Source organism: Streptomyces sp. NPDC015127, from assembly GCF_043080095.1.
GTDB lineage: Bacteria > Actinomycetota > Actinomycetes > Streptomycetales > Streptomycetaceae > Streptomyces.
This window is the reverse complement of the sequence record NZ_JBIBVE010000008.1, coordinates 247,609-266,869: the sequence shown is the minus strand read 5'-3', so window position 1 is coordinate 266,869 and position 19,261 is coordinate 247,609. Positions and strand designations below refer to the sequence as shown.

Sequence of the window (19,261 nt, the reverse complement as noted above, 5' to 3'; positions counted from 1 at the left end):
CGACATCCCCCCTGGCGACACGGTCCAGTGATCCTATGGGGTGCCCTTCGGCTTGGACCAGGGCCACTTGAGCTCTCGCCGCTCCACGCCCTCGGGCGCGTACGCGTACTTCCAGCCGCGCTGGAGGCCCAGCCGCTTCGTGTAGCCGGCCGGGACACGGCGGTAGACGTGGACGACGGGCGGGCGGCCGTCGTCCTGAGGGACAGGGATCCTGTACCACTTCGGCGGATGGCCCGTGGGGCCCACCAGCACCGGCAGTACGCGTCCGTCCATCGGGCCGCCGACGAAGGGGGTGTTCTCGCTTTTCACCGCACCAGTGTCACAGGCACCGCTTTCACAGCAGGTGCGCCGCCCCGCCGACGACCGGTGCCAGGCGGCGGGCCAGCGTGCCGACCGCGCCGGCCGGCGTCTCCTGCGCCACCAGTTCCGCGACCGCCGCCGCCGTCTCCTCGTCGGTCGCCGCCGTCGCCACGAGCAGGGCGATCAGATGGTCGACCAGCCAGTCCCGCATGTCGGCGGCCGGCGGCTGCTTGCCCTCGTCGATCCAGATCAGCGACGCCGCCTCGACGGCCGCGATCCAGGTGCGCACCATCATCCGCAGCCGCGGCCCCGCCCCTTCGGCGCCGAGATGCAGGAGGATCTGTTCCGCCGCGGACCGCCGTACCTCGTCGACGATCGACGTCGTCCGCGAGGTCTCGACCACGCTCCCGCCGCGCAGCAGGGCACTGAATCCGGTGTCGTGCTCGTCGACGAAGAACAGGTAGCGGTCCAGGACCCGGGCCAAGCGGGCGGTCGGCGGCCCGGCGGCCGGCTCGGCGAAGCAGACCTCCAGCCGGTCGGCGGCCGAGCGCAGCGCCGCCTCGTACAGTTGCTGCTTGCCGCCCGGGAAGTAGCGGTAGACGAGCGGCCGGGAGACACCGGCGGCCTCCGCCACGTCGTCGAGCGAGATCTCGTCCGGCGGCCGGTGCGCGAAGAGTGAGAGCGCCGCCGCGAGCAGCTGCGCGCGGCGCTCCTCGACGCTGAGCCGTCGGTACGCGCGGGCCGCGGGAGCAGGACTGGTCATGCTCCGCAGCGTAACCGCAGCCTTGGTGGGCGCTACGCGAGAAGGCCGGAGCTCTTCCACAGCCTGCGGCCCGCTCCGCGCAGCACGCCGATGTCGTCCAGGAAGTCGGTGAGCCGCCGGGCCCCCGCCTGCATCACCTCGCGCCGGTGGCCGCTCGCCCGCACCTGGGCGACGGCCTCGCGCCGGTCGAGGCCGACGTTCTCGTACACCTGCGGGCTGACGAAGCAGACGCTGAAGACGCGGGCGGCCTCACCGCAGCTGAGGCGCGTGAACTCCTGCTCCCAGCGCGGCGCCGTCACCATCTGGCGGCGCAACTCCTCGCGTGCGTACCGCACATGGCGGGCCTCCTCCACGACATGGATACGGGTGACACCGCGCACCAGGGTCTGCACCCGCTCGTCCGGGAAGGTGAGGCGCTGCATCCAGTCGAGGATCTCCTCGCCGAGCAGTGTCGCCGCGAAGGACCCGGGCGTGGTCGAGACGGTCTTCAGCACGCGGGCCAGGTTGTGGTAGACCCGCGGCACCGGGTAGGCCGGGGCCCCGCCCTTCTGGATCATCCTCGCGAACATCATCGAGTGCCGGCACTCGTCCGCGATCTCCGTGAGCGCGTAGCGGACGTGGTTGCTGGTGAGCGACTTGTCGTAGATGTGGCGGACCAGCAGCTGCATCAGGATGATCTCGAACCAGATCCCGAGCGAGGCGAGCGACGCCGCCTCGTGCCGGGCCAGGTCCATCCGCCGCTCCTCGGACATGCGGTGCCACAGCGGGGTGTCGTAGAGCGACACCAGCTCAGGCGGCCAGAACCACTTGCCGTCCTCGATCGGAGCCTCCCAGTCGAGCTCCTTGTCGGGGTCGAAGGAGTGCTTCGCGGAGGACTCGAGCAGGCGGGCGGCGACCTGCTCGCGGTCCCGGAGGGGGCCGAGGGCGTCGTGGAGCACCTGCACCTCGCGGTCGGTCACGGTGGTCATGGCTGAGGACACCTCGCGCGTGGGTTACCGGTCGTCACCCGTTATGAGACTCCCCGTCAGCAAGCGCGTCAATCCCTCGCGCACGACTTGTTGACTGCCCGTCTATCAGCGTGTGAGCCTGCCAACTGTCTTTGCACATCGGTGAGTACGCAAGGGGATACGAGGCGAAGGAGCCGCCAGTGTCGACGTACGAGCACTACACGCACGCACCCGGGAACCCGCTCTGGCAGGTCCCCGCCTCCGGTTCGGCGCGCTTCAGCTGGGAGGCCGTCTTTCCTGGCCAGAAGAATGGCGCGGGACGCGACAGCCTGCTCGCCCTGTACCAGAAGGGCAAGGACAAACAGTGGGACGGCACCAAGCGCATCGACTGGGACCTGGAGGTCGACCCGTACGACGCGCTCGGGACGCCCGACGAGGCGCTGACCCTGTACGGCACCCGTCACTGGGCGAAGATGACCGACAAGGACAAGGGCGAGCTGCGCAGGCACTACACGTCCTGGCAGTTCAGCCAGTTCCTCCACGGCGAGCAGGGTGCCATGATCTGCGCCGCGCGGATCGTCGAGTCCGTCCCCGACCTCGACGCCAAGTTCTACTCGGCGACCCAGACCATGGACGAGGCCCGGCACGCCGAGATCTACGGGCGCTTCCTGCACGAGAAGATCGGCATGCTGTACCCGATCAACGACAACCTGCAGGGCCTGCTCGGCGACACCCTGCGCGACTCCCGCTGGGACATGCCCTACCTCGGCATGCAGGTCCTCATCGAGGGCCTGGCGCTCGCCGCGTTCGGCATGATCCGCGACACCACGACCAAGCCGCTGCCGAAGCAGATCCTCGCCTACGTGATGCAGGACGAGGCCCGGCACGTGGCCTTCGGGCGGATGGCGCTGCGCGACTACTACCGGCAGCTCTCCGACGCCGAACTGCGCGAGCGCGAGGAGTTCGTGATCGAGGGCTGCTACCTGATGCGCGACCGGCTGCGCGGTGTCGAGGTCCTGGAGAACTTCGGCATCTCGCGCAAGGAGGCGGAGGAGTGCTCGGAGCAGTCCGAGTTCCTCCAGCTCTTCCGCAAGCTGCTGTTCAGCCGGATCGTGCCGTGCGTCAAGGACATCGGGCTGTGGGGCGAACGGCTCCAGAAGGCGTATCTGGACATGGGCGTCTTCGACATGGGCGACGCCGCGCTCGACCTTCTGATGACCCAGGACGAGGAACTGGCCGAACAGCTCGACCGGGAACGGTTCGCCGCCGAGGAACAGGCGCGCGTGGCCGAGGTGACGGACGCGATAGCGGACGGCGCCCGGCTCACCGGTCCGTAGACCGGTGTCCGGCACGAGCGGACAGCGCCCGGCCCTCCGGTCCGTAAACCGGTGTCCGCCGCGCGGGCGAGCCCGGCAGGACGGCCGTGGCGCCGGCGATCCAGCGGGTCCTCGACCTGCACGGGACCGTCGACCGTGACGGGAGGGGCGGGAGGCCCTGCGGGGCGGCTGAGGGCCGGGCCTCCGGTCAACGCCGGATCGTCGATCACTCTTTCGATGGGTCGATATGGCATCTCCCCTGGGTACGCTGGGTGAGCAAGGCAGACTCCGTCGCATGGGAGCAACCATGAGCGCCGCACGCGAGTACGGGCTGGGCGAGAACTTCGAGTGGCCTCGTCCGCCGGCCGGCGGCTGGACGGCGGACGACCTCGACACGCTTCCGAATCTTCCTCCGCACACGGAGCTGATCGACGGGAGCCTCGTCTTCATGAGTCCGCAGACCGACTTCCACATGGCCGCAGTCCGCCTGCTGGAGTACGCCTTGCTGACCCACGTGCCCGAGCACCTTTATGTCGTCCGTGAGATGACCACGAGACTGTCGAAGCTGGACCGCCTTGAACCTGATCTCATGGTGGTGTCTCAGAGCGCCCGTACCGGCCCGGGACAGACCTCGTACGCGCCGGACGACGTGCTGCTGGTCGTTGAGATCGTCTCCGCCGAGTCCATCGCGCGCGATCGTGAAGCGAAGCCCGTGAAGTACGCGCGGGCTGGTATCCGTCACTTCTGGCGGGTGGAGGAAAACGATGGGCTACCCGTTGTCTATGTCTACGAACTGGATCCCGCAACGCACCTCTATTCCCTCAGCGACATCCATCACAAGCGGCTGAAGCTCGAAGTTCCGTTTCCCCTCGACGTCGATCTCACGGCGCTGAACCGTCCTGGACCGTTCAGGACCTCCTGATCACGCCCTCTCACCGGCGGGCGGCGGGAACGGCGTCCGCAGCGTGAACGCGTACTCCGTCGGCCCGTGCTCCCGCACATGGCGCAGGCGTTCCTCGGCCTCCCCGACCGTCGGGCGGTGGCCGGCCGGGACCCACCACATCGTGGTCATGACCTCCTGTACGCGCTCGAAGAACTCGTAGCGGCGCGCCAGCAGTTCGCGGTGCATCCCCTGGTACATGAACGCGGTCAGGGCGTTCGGGTCCCGCCACACCGACATGTTCACCATCATCATGTCGTCGCCGAACACGCGCATGTCCGTCGCGTTGCCCGTCGCGTCCTTCAGGCGCCACACGAACCCGTCGGCCGCGTCGGCCACCGCGTTCACGGGGTCCAGGTTGTCGACGAAGTCCTTCAACTCCGCCGAGTCCAGCGGGTGTTTGAGTCGGGCGATGTTCACCTGGGCGAGTTCGTATGCGGTCATGGCCGCACAGTAATCAGATGCCTTTCCGCCGCAACCGAGATTTCGAGCAGTGAGACGTCCGCCCCGCGCGCCACCACCAGTTGGAGCCCGACCGGGCAGCCGTCGCTCGTGAAGCCCGCCGGGAGGCTGGCCGCCGGATGGCCGCTCAGGTTGAACGCGCACGTCAGTGCGGTGGAGTAGACGTCGCGGCCGGGGCCGTCGTGACCGTGCGGGCGGTTGGGTGTGGTCGGGGTGATCAGGACGTCCGCACCGGCGAACAGCGCGTCGAGCCGCCGGTCGTTCTCCTCCCGCACCGGCGCGCCCTGCGCCGCGTGCCCGGCCCGCACCGCCGTCCACGCGTCCACCGGGTCCAGCAGGACCGCCTCCCGGGCCTGCCGCCGTACGACTCCCGCCGTCACGAGCCGCTCCATCGCCGCCCGCGCGACGGCCAGCACCTCGCGGTCCACGTCCGCGAACCCGAGGTCCGGCGACCACACCGCGCGCACCGGGAGGCCGGGGGCGACGTCCGCGTCACCGGCGACGCCCACGCAGCGCAGGTACGCCCGCGCGTCCGCCGCCGTCGGCGTCAGCACGCCGGCCGACGCGAGCCCGGTGCGGTCGGGTGACGGCAGGAGCCCGTTCGTCGTCTTCAGGCCGAACACCCCGCACCACGCCGCCGGGATGCGCACCGAGCCCGCCCCGTCGCTGCCGGTCGCCAGTGCCGCCATACCCGCGGCGACCGCCACCGCCGAACCGGCCGACGAGCCGCCCGGGGTGCGGTCCGCGCGCCAGGGGTTGCGGGTGGGCCCGTGCGCGCCGAGGCCCCAGGTCTGCCAGTACGTGCCGGGGCCGGGCACCGACGTCGACCCGACCGGGACCGCGCCCGCCGCGACGAGCCGGCGGGCCGCGTACGACCGGAGTCCCGAACTGCCCTTGACCGCGAACGGCAGCCCCGCGAGCGGGAGTGCGGGATCCACCGCGCGTTCCAGCTCCCGTGCCCGTTCGCCCCACACCTCGACAAAGGCGCTCAGCCCCTGGTCGAGCCGTCCGATCGTCTCCAGCGCCCGGGCCACGTCCATGCCGTCAGTCTCGCAGCGCAGCCTGCATCACCGCGCGGGCGATCGGCGCCGCGCTGCCCCCGCCGCTGATCTCCCCCCGGTCCGCCGCCGCGTCCTCCACGACCACCGCCACCGCGACCGCGGGCTGCGGCGCGTTCACGGCCTGGGCCCAGGAGATGAACCAGGCGTACGGAGTACCGGCGTTGCCGACGCCGTGCTGGGCCGTGCCGGTCTTGCCGCCGACGATCGCCCCCTCGATCGCCGCGTTGGTCCCGGTGCCCTCCTCGACGGCCTGCACCATCAGACGGCGCAACTGCATCGCCGTCGCCGGGTTCATGGCCTGCCGGTAGGCCCGGGGGCCGTACTGCGCCACCGGGTCGCCGTCCGCCCGGGTCAACCGCTCCACCAGGTACGGGTAGCGGACCGGGCCCCCGCCCGCGACCGCGGCCGAGACCATCGCCATCTGCAGCGGGGTGGCGGTCGTGTTGAACTGCCCGATCGAGGAGAGCGCGAGCTGGTCCACGGACATGTCGGTGTCGAAGTTCGACCGCGAGACAGCCGCCGGGATGCGCAGCCCTCCGTCGTTGAAGCCGAATCCGGCGGCGGCCTCGACCATCCCGGCGAGCCCGACTCGCGCGCCGAGGCCCGCCATCACGGAGTTGCACGACCATTGGATCGCGTACGCGAGCGAGGCGTTCTCGCAGTCCTCGGCCGCGTCCGGCAGCCTGGTGCCGGTACCGGGCAGGACATACGGGTGCGGGGTGCGGGTCGGCGCGTCCACGTCGTCGACGACGCCCGACTCCAGCGCCGCCGCGGCCGTCACGATCTTGAACGCGGACCCCGGCGGATACGTCTGGCGGATCGCCCGGTTGAGCATCGGCCGGGTGTCGGCGCCGTTCAGCCGCGCCCACGCGTCCGCCGTGTCCGCACCGGAGCCCGCCAGCTCCCCGGGGTCGTACGAGGGGCTGCTGACCAGGGCCAGGATGCGGCCGGTGGCCGGTTCGACCGCCGCGACGGCGCCCCGCCGGCCGTTCAGGCCCTCGTAGGCGGCGCGTTGCACCGCCGCCCGGATGGTGGTGACGACCTTGCCGCCGGGCGAGCGGCCGCGGATGAGGTCGTTCCAGAAGGGCAGCGGGGAGAGCGACGGGTCGGTGCCGGCGAGGATGCCGTCCTCGATGTTCTCCAGCAGCGAGGTGCCGTACGTCTGGGAGGCGTAGCCGGTGACCGGGGCGTACAGCGGCCCGTGGGCGTAGGTCCGCTCGTACCGCAGCCGGCCGCCCATGTCCCGTGAGCCGGTGACCGGCCTGCCGTCGACGACGATGTCGCCGCGCGGCTCGGCGTAACGGGCGATGGCCGTACGCCGGTTGGCCGGGTTGTCGACCAGGGAGGGCGCGTCGACGACGTGCACCCGGGCGGCGTTGACGAGGAGCGCGGCCAGCAGGAGCGCACAGAACGCGGCGGCGTGCCGCATGTACCGGGTCACCGGCCGGCCACCGGCTGCGCGGCGACGGCGTCCGGCTCGGCCGCCTCCGGTTCCGGCGCCCTCGCCGAATCGCTCAGGCGGACGAGCAGGGCGACGATCACCCAGTTGGTGACGACGGACGAGCCGCCCTGGGCCAGGAAGGGCATCGCCATGCCGGTGAGCGGGATCAGGCCCGTCACGCCGCCCGCGATGACGAACACCTGGAGCGCGAGGATCGAGGACAGCCCGACGGCGAGCAGCCCGCCGAACGCGTCGCGCAGCGCGAGCCCGGCGTGGTAGCCGCGGGCCACGAGCAGCGCGTACAGCAGGAAGAGGGCGGTCAGACCGACGAGGCCGAGCTCCTCGCCCGCGGTGGCGAGGATGAAGTCGGACTTGGCGGCGAAGCCGATGAGGACGGAGTGGCCGAGCCCGAGACCCGTGCCGAGCATCCCGCCGGTGGCGAAGGCGAACAGCGACTGGGCGAGCTGGCCGGGCCCCTGCCCGGCCTCGATGCTCGCGTACGGGTCGAGCCAGTCCTGGACGCGGCCGTGGACGTGCGGTTCGAGCGAGCCGACGGCGTACGCGCCCGCCGCGGCGAGCAGCAGGCCCACCGCGATCCAGCCGATCCGGCCGGTCGCCACGTAGAGCATCACGACGAACAGCCCGAAGAACAGCAGGGAGGTGCCGAGGTCCCGTTCCAGGACGAGAACGCCCACGCTCAGCAGCCAGATCGCGAGCACCGGGCCGATCACGCGCCCCGAGGGCAGCTGGAGTCCGGAGAACCATCGTCCCGTGCGGGCGAGTGCTCCGCGGTTGGCCGCGAGATAGGCGGCGAAGAACACGGCGAGCAGTACCTTTGCGAACTCGCCCGGCTGGATGGACAGTTCGCCGACACGGATCCAGATGCGGGCGCCGTTGACGGCGGGGAAGAAGATCGGCGCGCAGAGCAGGGCGAGGGCGGTGACGACGCTGACGTACGCGTAGCGCTGGAGCACCCGGTGGTCGTGCAGGGCGACGACGCAGGCGATGAACAGCGCGACGCCGAGCGCGGACCACACGAGCTGGGTGGGCGCGGCGATGTCACCGGGGGTCTCCAGGTCGAGCCGGTAGATGAGGACGAGCCCGATGCCGTTGAGCAGGACGGCGATCGGCAGGAGCAGGGGGTCGGCATAGGGGGCGCGCAGGCGTACGGCGAGATGGGCGAGGAGGGAGAGGAGCCCGAGTCCGGCACCGTAGGCCGCCGTGTCCGGCGGCACGGCCCCGTAGCGGGCGAGGCCGACGGCGACGTAGCCGTAGACGGAGACGAGGACGGCGCAGACGAGGAGCGACAGTTCCACGCCCCGCCGCTTGGCGGGGCGTGGCGCGGGCGGGGAGGACTCCGCCGTCGTTGCGGTCATGCCACGCAACGTAGCAAGCCGCAAGACTGTTTGTCCCTTTATGTCATAGTGCGTCTTCGGTGGGGGAGTCCGCGGGGCCGTCGTCCGTGAACCGTACGTACTCGGGCAGGGTCAGGCGCGCGACCGCGCCGCCGTCCTCGGCGTTCGAAAACCGCAGCTCCGCCCCGATCACCGCCGACTGGCCCGCGGCGATGGTCAGTCCGAGGCCGTGGCCCTTGCCGCCGTCCTCGGTGCGGAACCGCTGCGGCCCGTGCTCCACCAGGTACGCCGGATAGCCCGGACCGTGGTCGCGGACCGTCACCACCGGCCCGTCCACGGTCAGCTCCACCGGCGGGCGTCCGTGCCGGTGCGCGTTGGCCACCAGATTGCCCAGCACCCGCTCCAGCCGCCGCCGGTCGGTCTCCACCGCGGCGTCCCGCACCACGTGCACGACGGTGTCGGCCCCCGACGCGCGCACCACCCGCTCGGCCAGCCGCGCCAGTTCGTGCACGTCCAGGTCCACGGTCTCCCTGCCCGTGTCGAGCCGGGAGATCTCCAGCAGATCCTCCGTCAGCGAGCGCATCGCCCGCACCCGGTCGCGCACGAGCTCCGCCGGCCGGCCCTCCGGCAGCAGCTCGGCCGCCGCCGACAGGCCGGTCAGCGGGGTGCGCAGCTCGTGCGCCACATCGGCCGTGAACCGCTGCTCGCTCTGCAGCTTGCTCTGCAGGGTCGACGCCATCGTGTCCAGCGCGGCGGACACCGTCGCCACCTCGTCCTGCGGGCGGGAAGGGTCCCTGGTGCGCGGGTCGTTGACGCGTGCGTCGAGATCGCCCGCGCCGATACGCCGTGCCACCTGCGCGGTCAGATGCAGCCGGCGGGTCACCCGGGTGACCGCGAACGCGCCCATCAGCAGCGTCGCCCCGATGGCCAGCACGGACGAGCCGAGGATCGCCCGGTCCAGATTGGTGATGGTGCGCGCGCCGGACGAGTAGTCGATCCGGACGGCGAGGGCCCCGCCGTCCGCCGGAGCGGCCGCCCACATGACCGGCCGTCCCCCGAGGTCGGCGACCATCGTGCCGCGCCGCCCGTCCACGGCGAGCTCCCGCAGCGACGGCGGCAGCCCCGGCGGATCGACGCCCGCGGACGGCGGCACCGGCTCACCGTTCTCGTACGCCCGCGTCACGTCCGTCAGCAGCGTCAGCGCCTTCTGCCGCGCCTCGTCCACGGTCCGGCGGGTCACCGAGGAGTGCACCAGCGCGCCGAGCAGCGCCGCGAGCGCACAGCACATGACGGTGATGAAGACGGCGGCCTTCCAGGTGAGGGTCGCCGCCCAGCGCGGGAGCCGGGGGCGCCTCACGGGGCGACGCCCGGGCGGCCGGTGGGGCCGGGGCCGCCCGACGGCGTCGCCCTCACGATCTCGTCCCGGGTGGGGAGCATCGCCCGCTGCCGCCCGTCCCAGGACCAGGCGGTGCGGTACTCGTAGCCCGGGATGCCGGCCGAGACCGACCGCATGATCACGTCACGGCCGGCCAGCTCCACGCTCACCAGCTGGTCGGAGGTGGCCATGATGCGGGTCAGGCCGCCCTTGGCGGGCATGTAGCAGCGCACGGCGGTCTGCTGCTCCGGCATCCGGATGCCGATGATCAGTTCCTCGCGGCCGTCGCCCGTCAGATCCCGGTAGTGCGGTGTGAGGACCGGGCACGTGCCCGGCTCCCGGGCGCACCGGCCGATCCGGTCGACGGTCTCCCGGGAGGGGCCGTCCGGTCCGCTGAACGTGTCCGGCTGCGCGGCCGCCTCCGCCGCCACGACGGTGACCGGGTTCAGCGCGCGCACGTCGTCGCCGGGCACCCTGATGCCCGGGACGCGCGCCGTGTCCGTCTCGCCGAAGTCGAAGGGCGGGGCCGTCACGGGCGGCAGCTCGGGCCACAGCCGGACCGGGCCGATGGCCGTCGGTGTGGCGCCCGCGCTCTCCAGGCCGCCCTCGTCGTCGCACCCCGTCACGACGGTGGCGGCGGCAACCGCCAGCAGCGCCGCGCTCATCAGGCGGTACGGGGTCGGGCTCACGGGTCTCCTCGCGGGGGCGGCCCGGCGGCCGGCCGGCAGGGCGGCTGCACCGGGGGATCACCGGCCCGTCAACCCTATTCGCCCGGATATACCTTTTGTCCACCGGACGGGGCGGAGGACGCCTGGAGCTGGAGCTGCTCCGCCTGCGGCGCCGTGAGCCGCTGCTCCGCGCCGCAGAACGTGCACTGCGTCATGTACTTGGTGGAGATGGGGAACAGCGGCACGAAGAACAGCGTGAACTTCGTGACGCGCTTGCGGAGCGTGTGCGCCGACGGGTTCCCGCAGTGGCCGCAGACCAGCGTGAGCATCGCCAGTTGGTACAGGTAGCCCTTGGTGCCGAAAATGATCATGTTCTGTGTCCCTCCGTCGTGGTCCAGGATCGCGCACGTGCCCGGGTGGGCGCGTCCCGGGGCCACGGTGGGGGCGGGCGGCCGGGCGCGCGGAGGGTCACGGCCCGCGCGTCACCGCCTGCCGGCACAGGCTCAGCAGCCGCTCGTCCGTGAAGATGTCGTGCCCGCCCGCGCCCGCGTCGATCGCGTTGTGCCGCCGTACGGACAGCAGTTCGCGGTCGACCAGCCGGTCGGCGCCCTCGGCGCCCCGCGTCGTCATCTCCGCAAGAGCCGCCGCGACCGGCACCCGGGCGTGCGGAAGCTCGCCCCAGGCTCGGCGCAGCACCGGCCACGCGCGGCCCGGGTCCCCGCTCACCCGCCACAGCGCCGCGGCCGACTCGACCCGGGTCCACGGCTCCGCCGACCACAGCAGCCCGCCGAGCAGATGGGCCGCGGGCCCGCCCGCCGGGCCCAGCGTGCCGAGCACCGCGGCGGCCGTGCGCCTCGCGCCCGGGTCGGGCCCGTTCAGCACCGCACACAGCACCGGCAGCACCGCGTCCGCGTCGCCCTCGACCGCCCACAGCGCACCGGCGGCTCGCGCGGTCAGCGCCGCGGGCAGTCCGGCGTCGCCGGCCCCGGCCCGGTGCGGCCCGGCCACGAGCCTGCGCAGCTCCGGCACGGCCTCGCGCGCGGCGGGCCCGAACGCGGTCAGCGCCCGCAGCGCCGACTCGACCACCCACTCCCGCCGGTAGGCGGGGGCGTCCCGCAGCACCCGCAGCACGGCGGGCACGGCCTCGGGCAGCGTGTCGGCCGCGCGCAGCACGGACAGGCCGTGGAGCAGGGGCCCGGCCTGTTCGTGGAGCGTGTCGTCGAGCGGGACGCGGGCCAGCCGGTCGCACAGCGCCGGACCGAGCGGCGCGGCGGCCGTCCCGAGCCGGTCCAGCGACCGCGCCAGGTCGCCCGGCGCCTCCCGGCGCTCCAGGATCCGCGCCAGGACCGGCACGACGCGTGCGTCGCCCGCCCGCACCAGCGCCATGACCGCCGCGCCGAGCGTCGGCGGCCCGGCGTCCCACTCCCGCACCCAGCCGTCCGGTTCGGCGGCCACCCGCTCCAGCAGCGCGTCGGCCGCGGGCTCCGCCAGCTGGAACAGGTCCTTGAGCACGTAGGCCGCCGCGTCCCCGAGCCGCGGCTCGGGATCGGCGAGCTGCTCGCCGATCAGGCCCACCAGCTCGTCGTAGGCGCCGCGCAGAGTCCGCAGCAGCGCCTCGCTCATCCGTACGGCGTCGATCCGCTGGCCCCGGTCCGGGCTGCACAACTGGTCCGCCAGCAGCGCGATCCGGTCGTCCACGCGGTCGCCCAGACCGGCGTGGAGCGTCCGCAGCAGGTCCGCGGTCCACGGCGCCACCCGGCCCGCGGCGGCGGCCGCCCGTATCTCGCGCGGCTGCCCCGGCACCGGAGCCGACGTCTCCGCCGCCGCTGCCACCACCACCGGCTCCGCGCGCAGCTCGCGCAGCAGGCCGGTCACCCACGGCACCACGTCGGCGGGCAGCGCCGCCGGCGCGCAGCGGGCGAGCTGCGCGATCGCGCCCAGCCGCAGTCCGGCGCAGTAGGCCGGGCCGCCTATCGTCATCAGCCAGGCGACGACGTCGGGCACCAGGCACTGGTGCCGCATCGCTATCCGGCCGGCCGCGTCGATGCAGGCCAGCCGTACCTCGTTGTCCGACTCCTCGTCGAATCTGTCCCGCAGCAGCTGAAGCACCCGGACCGGGTCGCTGTGCAGCGTGGCCAGCGCGAGCGGCACCGCGAGCCGCACCCCGCGGTCGTGGTCCCCGGCCAGCGCCAGGAACACGTCGGCGCCCGCCGTGACGGCCGACGCGGCCATCGCGTAGTTCGCCGCCCCCTCGAACTCCTCGTCCTCCGGGTCCAGTTCGTCGTCGCCGTCCAGGTCGATGCCGCCGATGCTGGTCAGCAGCTCGACGATGCCGCCCCGGTCCTCGACCGCGGGATCGGCCACCAGCTCCATCAGGAACGGGATGCACGCGAGTGTCGCGTCGTAGACGTCTCCCTGGTGGTGCACGGACCCGTACATCGCGTCGAGCGCGTGCTCCCGCTCCTCGGGATCCGCGGAGGCCAGTCCGCGCAGTAACTCCGGCACATCCTCTGCCGGGCCGTAGGCGTGCGCCAGAGAGGCCCAGTCGACCTCGTCGATCCCCGCGAACACCGTTGCCCCCCTCCCGAGAACCTTGCATCGTCCTGTCTGGGGAGAGTGTGCCCCACGACCCCGACGACGCGACCGGTATCGCGCCGCTTGCCGGACGCCGGGACGCCGCCCGCGGGCACCCCGGCCGATCCCATGGTCAGGGGCGGTGGTGTCCTGCGGGGACAGCGGGTGACGCCCGCCCGGTCAGGGGGCCGTAACAGGCTGTACGTGAATCTTCCGGACGGCCGTACGGTCGCCCGGTACGCCCCCGACAACGGCCGGATCAGTGTGGTTCCGCGTCAGCGCAGCTGGTCGCCCCAGCCGCCCTGCAGCATGGTCTGGAACGCCCACCGGCCGTCCCGCCGGATCAGGACGTCCGCGTACCGCAGCTGCTGCGTGTGACCGTCCATGGTCATGGTCGAGTCCGTGAAGACCACGGCCATGGCGGGGGAGAGGAAGACCGGCGTCCGTACCGACGCGAAGGTGATGTCGTCGCTGCCGTCGCCCATCACCTGGGTCATCGTCCGTACGAACTGCTGCCGGTCCCACTGGGCGGAGGCGCCGTTGCCCGCGGAGTCGTCGCTCACCAGGTTGAGCGGGAAGACGGCCATGTCGGCCATCCGCTCGATGTCGCGCCGGGCGCTCGCCTCGTCGTAGGCGGCGAACCACTCCTGGATGCTCGTGAGCTCCTCGTCGGTCGGGGTGTAGCCGGTGTCGGGCAGTCGCGTCACGCTGTCTCCTCAACTGTTCAAGCTTGACTACGCGTTTTCTCGCACGGTACTGCCCACCCATTCACCTAGTCAAACTTGATTAATCTCGATCCAGTTCCTCGGGAAGCCGGAGCCGCACCACCGTCGTGACCGTGTGCCGCGTCGTGCGCTGCTCCACCTCCGCCGTCAGCCCCGGCTCCACCGCCCGGTAGCCGACCTCGCCCACCCCCACCGCGACCGCCGTCCCGGTCCCGGCGCCCACCCGCCCGGCCAGCGCCACCGCCGCCTGGGACCGCAGCGCCGGGGACAGCGGGCTCGACACCACCGGAGTGTCGTCGTCCGGCAGCACCAGCACCAGCGCCGCCGGGCGCGCCGCGCCGCCCGTGAAGCCCACCACGGCCGCGTCCCGGCTGCTCGTGTGCCGCAGCTTGCGCCACGCGCGCGCACCGCTGCGGTACGTCTGGTCGAGCCGCTTGACCACCAGCCCCTCGACACCGATCGCGGGCAGCGTCTCGAACCAGGACTCCGCCTCCGCCACGTCCAGCGTCATCGGCACCGGCTGCAGCGGCGGCCCGAGCGGACCCACCAGCGCGACCAGCCGCTCCCGCCGCTTCGCGTACGCGAGCCGCCGCAGGTCCTCGCCGCCCTCGGCCAGCAGGTCGAAGGCGGCGTACGAGGCCGGCAGGCTGCGCGCGAGCCCCGGGGCCCGCCCCGAAGTCGCCGCGGCCCGCTTCTGTACGGCTGCGAAGTCGGTGCGCCCGTCCCGCCACACCACCACCTCGCCGTCGAGCACCGTGCCGTCCGGCAGCCGCCGGGCCGCCTCGGCGAGATCGGGGAACGCGGCCGTGACGATCCGCCCCGAACGGGCCTGCAACAGCACCTCTCCGCCCACCCGGAAGACCACCATCCGGTGGCCGTCGAACTTGGGCTCGTACGCCAGGCCCGCCCCGCGCGGCAGAACGGTCACCGACTCCGCCGCGGCGACCTTCAGCGGCGGCCTCGGCACGCTCACGGCAGCTGCCCGGCGTGGTCCGGTGCGGTGAGCGGGCCGAGCAGATCCCCGTACCGGTCGAGCCGCGCCGCGATGTCGCCCAGGCGGAAGACGAGGCCGCGCCGCGCCTCCACCTCCTCCCACGTCACCGGCGCCGACACCGTCGGCTCGGCGCGGGCGCGCAGGGTGTAGGGAGTGGCGGTCGTCTTGGCGGCGGCGTTCTGACTGTGGTCGACGAACACCTTCCCGGGCCGCAGCGCGCGCGTCATCCGGTGCAGCACCAGCTTCGGCAGGGCGGCCTCCCCCTCCTTGGCCAGGGACTTCGCGTAGGCCGACACCTGCTCGGACGGCGTCGGCGCCAGGGGCACGAGCAGGTGCAGCCCCTTGGAGCCCGAGGTCTTGGCGTACGCGTCGAGCCCGTCCTGCGCGAGCCGCTCACGCAGCCACAGCGCCACCTCGCAGCACTCGGCGATGCCGGCGGGGGCGCCGGGGTCGAGGTCGAACACCATGCGGTCGGCGACGGCCGGCCGGTCCGCCCGCCACTGCGGCGTGTGGAACTCGACGACGAGATTGCCCGCCCACACGAGGGACGCCAGATCGTCCACGACCACCTGGCGGGCGCCGGGGTCCTCCGACCGGGGGACGGGGGCGGTGCGCACCCACTCGGGGGTGCCCGGCGGCGGGTTCTTGGTGAAGAACACCTGCCCGTCGGGTCCGTCCGGATAGCGCAGGAAGGAGACGGGGCGGTCCTGGAGGTGGGGGAGGATCGCCTCGGCCGTGACGGCGTAGTAGTGGATGATCTCGCCCTTGGTCGTCCCGGTGGCGGGGTGGATGACCTTCTCCAGGTTGGTGAGCGCGAGCCGCCGCCCATCCACCTCCGTGATCGGCGTCATACGATGAGAATCCCATGAATCCCGGACAGAAGGGATGAAACGTGCGATCCATTTGGAATGGTGCGATCTCCTTCGGGCTGGTCAGTATCCCGATCAAGCTCGTGAACGCGACCGAGAACCACTCGGTGTCCTTCCGGCAGATCCACGAGGCCGACGGCGGCCGGATCCGTTACCGCAAGGTGTGCGAGCTGGAGGAGAAGGAGGTGACGAACGCCGAGATCGGCAAGGCGTACGAGGACGCCGACGGATCGATGATCCCGATCACGGACGAGGACCTCGCCTCGCTGCCGCTGCCCACGGCGAAGACGATCGAGATCGTCGCCTTCGTGCCCTCCTCCGAGATCGACCCGCTGCAGATGGACGCGGCCTACTACCTGGCGGCCAACGGAGTGCCCGCCGTCAAGCCGTACACGCTGCTGCGCGAGGCGCTCAAGCGCAGCGACAAGGTCGCCATCGCCAAGTTCGCGCTGCGCGGCCGCGAACGGCTGGGCATGCTGCGGGTCGTCGACAACGCGATCGCCATGCACGGACTGCTGTGGCCCGACGAGATCCGCGCCACCGACGAAGTGGCCCCCCAGACCGAGGTCACCGTACGGGACGCCGAACTGGACCTGGCCGACGCCCTGATGGACACCCTGGGCGAGGTCGACATCCAGTCCCTGCACGACGACTACCGGGAGGCGGTCGAGGCCATGATCGCCGCGAAGGTCGAGGGCGGGGTCACGGCGCCGGAGGCCGAGTCGCCCGCCGAGCGCGCCGGCGGAAAGGTCATCGACCTGATGGCGGCGCTGGAGAACAGCGTGCGCGCGGCGAAGGAGGCGCGCGGCGAGGAGGGCGAGGTCGCCGACGTCACGCCGCTCAAGGGCCGCGCGGCGCCCAAGCCGTCCGGCGCGAGGAAGACGACGTCGCAGGCCGCGAAGAAGACGGCGGCGAAGAAGACGGCGGCGACCAAGTCCACGGCGAAGACCGCGAAGAAGACGGCGTCGAAGCAGGCCGCCAAGTCGACGTCGAAGGCGGCCTCGAAGGGCACGTCGAAGACGGAGGCGTCCAAGCCCGCGGCGAAGAAGACGGCGTCCCGCAGGCGCAGTTCGGCCTGACGCCGCGGGTCAGCGCCTCAGCAGGGTGTCCATGACGGACTCCAGGTACGCGTCGCTCTGTGCACCCTGCGGCAGGGCCCGGGGCACCGCGTGGGCCAGCTGCGTGTGCCCGAGGTAGCTGCTGTACGCCATCAGGCCGCGGGTGCGCGCCTCCGGGCCCGGGAAGCCGAGATCCTCGAAGAGCCGCGCCAGGTACCCGATCCGGCGCTCCGTCACGCGGCCCAGCACGGCGGCCACTTGGGGGTGGTCGGCCGTCGCGAGCAGGGACACCTCCAGCGGGTCGTCGGCTGCCGACGTCGTCGCCTGCCGCAGCAGGGTGCGCAGCCGCCGCTCCGGGTCCGGCTCGGCCTCCACGGCGCTGATGATCTCCTCGGTGCAGATCTCCTCCCAGCGCTCGAGAGCCGCCTCGATCAGCGCCTCCCGGTTGGTGAAGTGCCAGTAGAAGCTGCCCTTGGTGGTGCCGAGCCGCGCGGCGAGGGGCTCGACGGCGACGGCGGCGAGCCCGCGCTCGGCCATCGCGGCGAGCGCGGCGTCGGCCCAGTCGTGCGCGGTGAGCCGCCTGCGCCCCTGCTGCCGCTTGCCCTTCTCCTCTGCTTGCACCATGCCCATACGCTACCGTACGGTTGAACATACGCCACCGTATGGAGGTACGCCGTGCGTGCGGTATGCAATGTCCACGAGCGAGTCGTCGAGGCCCCTGCCGACGTGGTCGGCGCCCTGCTCGACCGCCTCTCGTCGCCCGACGACCCGCTCAGCCCCAGCCCCGTCTGGCCGCCGATCCGCTTCGACCGACCGCTCGGGGTCGGCGCCGACGGAGGCCACGGCTTCGTGCGGTACCGGGTCACCGCGTACGAACCGGGTCGCGGCATCCGCTTCGACTTCCCGCCGCCAGAGAACGGCCACCACGCCCTCACCGTGGAGCCCCTCGACGTCGCTCGCTGCCGCGTCACCCATGTCCTGGAGCAGAAGCAGAACCTCCGGCAGGCACTGCTCTGGTCGCTCGCCATCCGCCCGATGCACGACGTGATGATCGAGGAACTCTTCGACAACGTCGTCCGCGCCGCCACCCCCGAGGCGCCCCTGCGGCCCGCGAGCTGGAGCCGCTGGACGCGCCTGATGCGGCGGGCCGTCTGGTACCGGCCGAAGGCGGTGGCGTTCCCGGCGGCGGCCGCCCTCGCCCGACAGGCCTTCGACGCACCGGACTTCACCGACTCCTGGCAGCTCCCGCTCGACCCCGGGATGCCCGAGGACCCCTCCGCCTGGCGCGGCGTCCTCCCGTACGAGGTCCGGGGCAGCGCCCCCGACGAACTGCTGCTCGGCCAGGACGCGAGCCATCTCGATTTCCGTGCCTCGGTGCTGATCGAGGACGACACGGTCACCCTCACCACCGTCGTCCGGATCCACAACCTGCGCGGCAGGCTCTACTGGGCCGTCGTGCGCCGCCTCCACCCGTTCATGGCCCGCCTGATGCTCCGCCGCACCCATCGCCGGCTGGCGTACGCGTCGCCACCGGCGCCGGTGCGGCCGGCGCGGGAAGCGGCAGCCCGGCGGGACGCCGCCCCCGTCCCACCCGGCTGACGGTCCGGCCGCCTCACTCCGGGGCGGCGGTCGACCAGGGATCCGGCCCGGGGTCGCCGCCCTCGGCGCGTACGACCAGCCGGTCGAGGTAGTGGTGCCAGCCGTCGCGGTGGGGCGCGCACGCCTCGGGCGGCAGCCCCCGGTGCACCAGCCGCAGGAGGGTCCGCTCGCCGTCGGGCCCGTCCGGTTCGAGGGTGATCTCGACCGTGCTGGAGCCGGGCGGCACGGGCGCGCCTCCTTCCCAGCCCCAGGTGAAGACCACCCGCCGGGGCGGATCGATCTCGACGAAGCGGCCGGAGGCGTGGTTGTCCCCGGCGACGTGGGTGCGGTACGCCCCGCCGGGTGCGGCGAACTCGACGACGAGACGGTCGAGCGCCTGATCCCGCTCCCGGTCGAGCGGGTCGCGGCGTACGCCATGGACTGGCGCCACGACCACGAGTGGACGCAGCGCATCCGTACGGCGAGTCTCACCCGCGAGACCCCGGACGGCGGCTTCGGTGTGGGCGCGGAGGTCACCCGCACCGCGTACTTCCTCGGCAGACGGATCGACTACGTGCTGCGGGTGGCCGCGTACGAGCCGCTGCGCCTGCTCGACATGGCCTCGGTCGCCGGGCCCCTGCCGATGCACGTCACCTACACCTTCACGCCGCAGGGCGACGCGACCCTCGCCCGGATCCGCGTCCGGGGCGACGCGAGCGGCTACTTCCGGTTCGCCGGCCCCTTGATGTCCCGCAAGGTCCGGGCTTCAGTGACCAAGGATCTGCGCGACCTCGAACGCCGCCTGGCGCCGCCCCCCGCGCAGCCCTGATGCGGC

21 protein-coding genes are annotated in these 19,261 nt (G+C 72.7%); 5 read left to right on the top strand and 16 right to left on the bottom strand.

Features of this window, described 5'->3' with window-relative positions; translation table 11 throughout:
• Window positions 1–33: 33 nt before the first annotated feature.
• From ACF08N_RS18145 to ACF08N_RS18135, 3 genes are read right to left on the bottom strand one after another with little or no spacing between them, the layout of a single operon-like run.
• A complete protein-coding gene (locus ACF08N_RS18145; protein ID WP_392325611.1) occupies window positions 34–309 on the bottom strand; it encodes a hypothetical protein in 276 nt (91 codons plus the stop codon).
• Window positions 310–334: 25 nt separating this feature from the next.
• Window positions 335–1,063 carry a TetR/AcrR family transcriptional regulator gene (locus tag ACF08N_RS18140; RefSeq protein WP_392325610.1) on the bottom strand — a complete coding sequence of 243 codons (729 nt, stop codon included), beginning with the start codon at window positions 1,061–1,063 and terminating at the stop codon, window positions 335–337.
• A 32-nt stretch (window positions 1,064–1,095) separates the two neighbouring features.
• The gene (locus ACF08N_RS18135) at window positions 1,096–2,031 is read right to left on the bottom strand and encodes a diiron oxygenase (RefSeq protein WP_392325609.1); all 936 of its coding nucleotides are present in this window, start codon (window positions 2,029–2,031) and stop codon (window positions 1,096–1,098) included.
• A 179-nt stretch (window positions 2,032–2,210) separates the two neighbouring features.
• On the opposite strand from ACF08N_RS18135, the gene ACF08N_RS18130 reads away from it, so the two are divergent.
• Together ACF08N_RS18130 and ACF08N_RS18125 are read left to right on the top strand one after the other, a co-directional pair.
• A complete protein-coding gene (locus ACF08N_RS18130) occupies window positions 2,211–3,347 on the top strand; it encodes a ferritin-like domain-containing protein (RefSeq protein ID WP_392325608.1) in 1,137 nt (378 codons plus the stop codon).
• A 286-nt stretch (window positions 3,348–3,633) separates the two neighbouring features.
• Window positions 3,634–4,248, top strand: coding sequence for a Uma2 family endonuclease (locus ACF08N_RS18125; protein WP_392325607.1), 615 nt, complete (start codon window positions 3,634–3,636; stop codon window positions 4,246–4,248).
• Here the strand turns inward: ACF08N_RS18125 and ACF08N_RS18120 are convergent, their stop codons facing one another.
• From ACF08N_RS18120 to ligD, 11 genes are all read right to left on the bottom strand, one after another.
• The gene (locus tag ACF08N_RS18120) at window positions 4,249–4,710 is read right to left on the bottom strand and encodes a DUF3291 domain-containing protein (RefSeq protein WP_392325606.1); all 462 of its coding nucleotides are present in this window, start codon (window positions 4,708–4,710) and stop codon (window positions 4,249–4,251) included.
• The gene (locus ACF08N_RS18115; protein ID WP_392325605.1) at window positions 4,707–5,768 is read right to left on the bottom strand and encodes an amidase family protein; all 1,062 of its coding nucleotides are present in this window, start codon (window positions 5,766–5,768) and stop codon (window positions 4,707–4,709) included. The genes ACF08N_RS18120 and ACF08N_RS18115 overlap by 4 nt, the downstream gene beginning before the upstream one ends.
• A gap of 4 nt (window positions 5,769–5,772) precedes the next feature.
• Window positions 5,773–7,230 (bottom strand): penicillin-binding transpeptidase domain-containing protein, encoded by a 1,458-nt coding sequence (locus tag ACF08N_RS18110; RefSeq protein WP_392325604.1) that lies wholly within the window; start codon window positions 7,228–7,230, stop codon window positions 5,773–5,775.
• Window positions 7,227–8,606: an FtsW/RodA/SpoVE family cell cycle protein gene (locus ACF08N_RS18105; RefSeq protein WP_392325603.1), complete on the bottom strand. Its 1,380-nt coding sequence runs from the start codon at window positions 8,604–8,606 to the stop codon at window positions 7,227–7,229. The genes ACF08N_RS18110 and ACF08N_RS18105 overlap by 4 nt, the downstream gene beginning before the upstream one ends.
• 43 nt (window positions 8,607–8,649) lie before the next feature.
• The gene (locus ACF08N_RS18100) at window positions 8,650–9,942 is read right to left on the bottom strand and encodes an ATP-binding protein (protein WP_392325602.1); all 1,293 of its coding nucleotides are present in this window, start codon (window positions 9,940–9,942) and stop codon (window positions 8,650–8,652) included.
• Window positions 9,939–10,649: a hypothetical protein gene (locus ACF08N_RS18095; RefSeq protein ID WP_392325601.1), complete on the bottom strand. Its 711-nt coding sequence runs from the start codon at window positions 10,647–10,649 to the stop codon at window positions 9,939–9,941. The genes ACF08N_RS18100 and ACF08N_RS18095 overlap by 4 nt, the downstream gene beginning before the upstream one ends.
• 74 nt (window positions 10,650–10,723) lie before the next feature.
• Entirely contained in the window at window positions 10,724–10,999 is a 276-nt protein-coding gene (locus ACF08N_RS18090) for a zinc-ribbon domain-containing protein (protein ID WP_392325600.1), read from the bottom strand.
• A gap of 97 nt (window positions 11,000–11,096) precedes the next feature.
• Window positions 11,097–13,199, bottom strand: a complete 2,103-nt coding sequence (locus ACF08N_RS18085) for a PBS lyase (RefSeq protein WP_392325599.1) — start codon at window positions 13,197–13,199, stop codon at window positions 11,097–11,099.
• 278 nt (window positions 13,200–13,477) lie between these two features.
• The gene (locus tag ACF08N_RS18080; protein ID WP_392325598.1) at window positions 13,478–13,909 is read right to left on the bottom strand and encodes a nuclear transport factor 2 family protein; all 432 of its coding nucleotides are present in this window, start codon (window positions 13,907–13,909) and stop codon (window positions 13,478–13,480) included.
• Between the two features lie 79 nt (window positions 13,910–13,988).
• Window positions 13,989–14,900 (bottom strand): RNA ligase family protein, encoded by a 912-nt coding sequence (locus ACF08N_RS18075; RefSeq protein WP_392325597.1) that lies wholly within the window; start codon window positions 14,898–14,900, stop codon window positions 13,989–13,991.
• The gene (ligD, locus tag ACF08N_RS18070) at window positions 14,897–15,772 is read right to left on the bottom strand and encodes a non-homologous end-joining DNA ligase (protein WP_392325596.1); all 876 of its coding nucleotides are present in this window, start codon (window positions 15,770–15,772) and stop codon (window positions 14,897–14,899) included. The genes ACF08N_RS18075 and ligD overlap by 4 nt, the downstream gene beginning before the upstream one ends.
• A 41-nt stretch (window positions 15,773–15,813) precedes the next feature.
• On the opposite strand from ligD, the gene ACF08N_RS18065 reads away from it, so the two are divergent.
• Window positions 15,814–16,869 carry a Ku protein gene (locus tag ACF08N_RS18065; RefSeq protein ID WP_392325595.1) on the top strand — a complete coding sequence of 352 codons (1,056 nt, stop codon included), beginning with the start codon at window positions 15,814–15,816 and terminating at the stop codon, window positions 16,867–16,869.
• Between the two features lie 9 nt (window positions 16,870–16,878).
• On the opposite strand, the gene ACF08N_RS18060 is transcribed toward ACF08N_RS18065, so the two are convergent.
• Window positions 16,879–17,472 carry a TetR/AcrR family transcriptional regulator gene (locus ACF08N_RS18060; RefSeq protein WP_392325594.1) on the bottom strand — a complete coding sequence of 198 codons (594 nt, stop codon included), beginning with the start codon at window positions 17,470–17,472 and terminating at the stop codon, window positions 16,879–16,881.
• 51 nt (window positions 17,473–17,523) lie between these two features.
• On the opposite strand from ACF08N_RS18060, the gene ACF08N_RS18055 reads away from it, so the two are divergent.
• Window positions 17,524–18,447 (top strand): DUF2867 domain-containing protein, encoded by a 924-nt coding sequence (locus ACF08N_RS18055; protein ID WP_392325593.1) that lies wholly within the window; start codon window positions 17,524–17,526, stop codon window positions 18,445–18,447.
• A gap of 13 nt (window positions 18,448–18,460) precedes the next feature.
• Here the strand turns inward: ACF08N_RS18055 and ACF08N_RS18050 are convergent, their stop codons facing one another.
• Window positions 18,461–18,877 carry an SRPBCC domain-containing protein gene (locus ACF08N_RS18050; RefSeq protein ID WP_392325592.1) on the bottom strand — a complete coding sequence of 139 codons (417 nt, stop codon included), beginning with the start codon at window positions 18,875–18,877 and terminating at the stop codon, window positions 18,461–18,463.
• On the opposite strand from ACF08N_RS18050, the gene ACF08N_RS18045 reads away from it, so the two are divergent.
• The gene (locus ACF08N_RS18045) at window positions 18,863–19,255 is read left to right on the top strand and encodes an SRPBCC family protein (protein ID WP_392325591.1); all 393 of its coding nucleotides are present in this window, start codon (window positions 18,863–18,865) and stop codon (window positions 19,253–19,255) included. The two genes, ACF08N_RS18050 and ACF08N_RS18045, sit on opposite strands and share 15 nt — an antisense overlap.
• The last annotated feature ends 6 nt before the right edge of the window (window positions 19,256–19,261 follow it).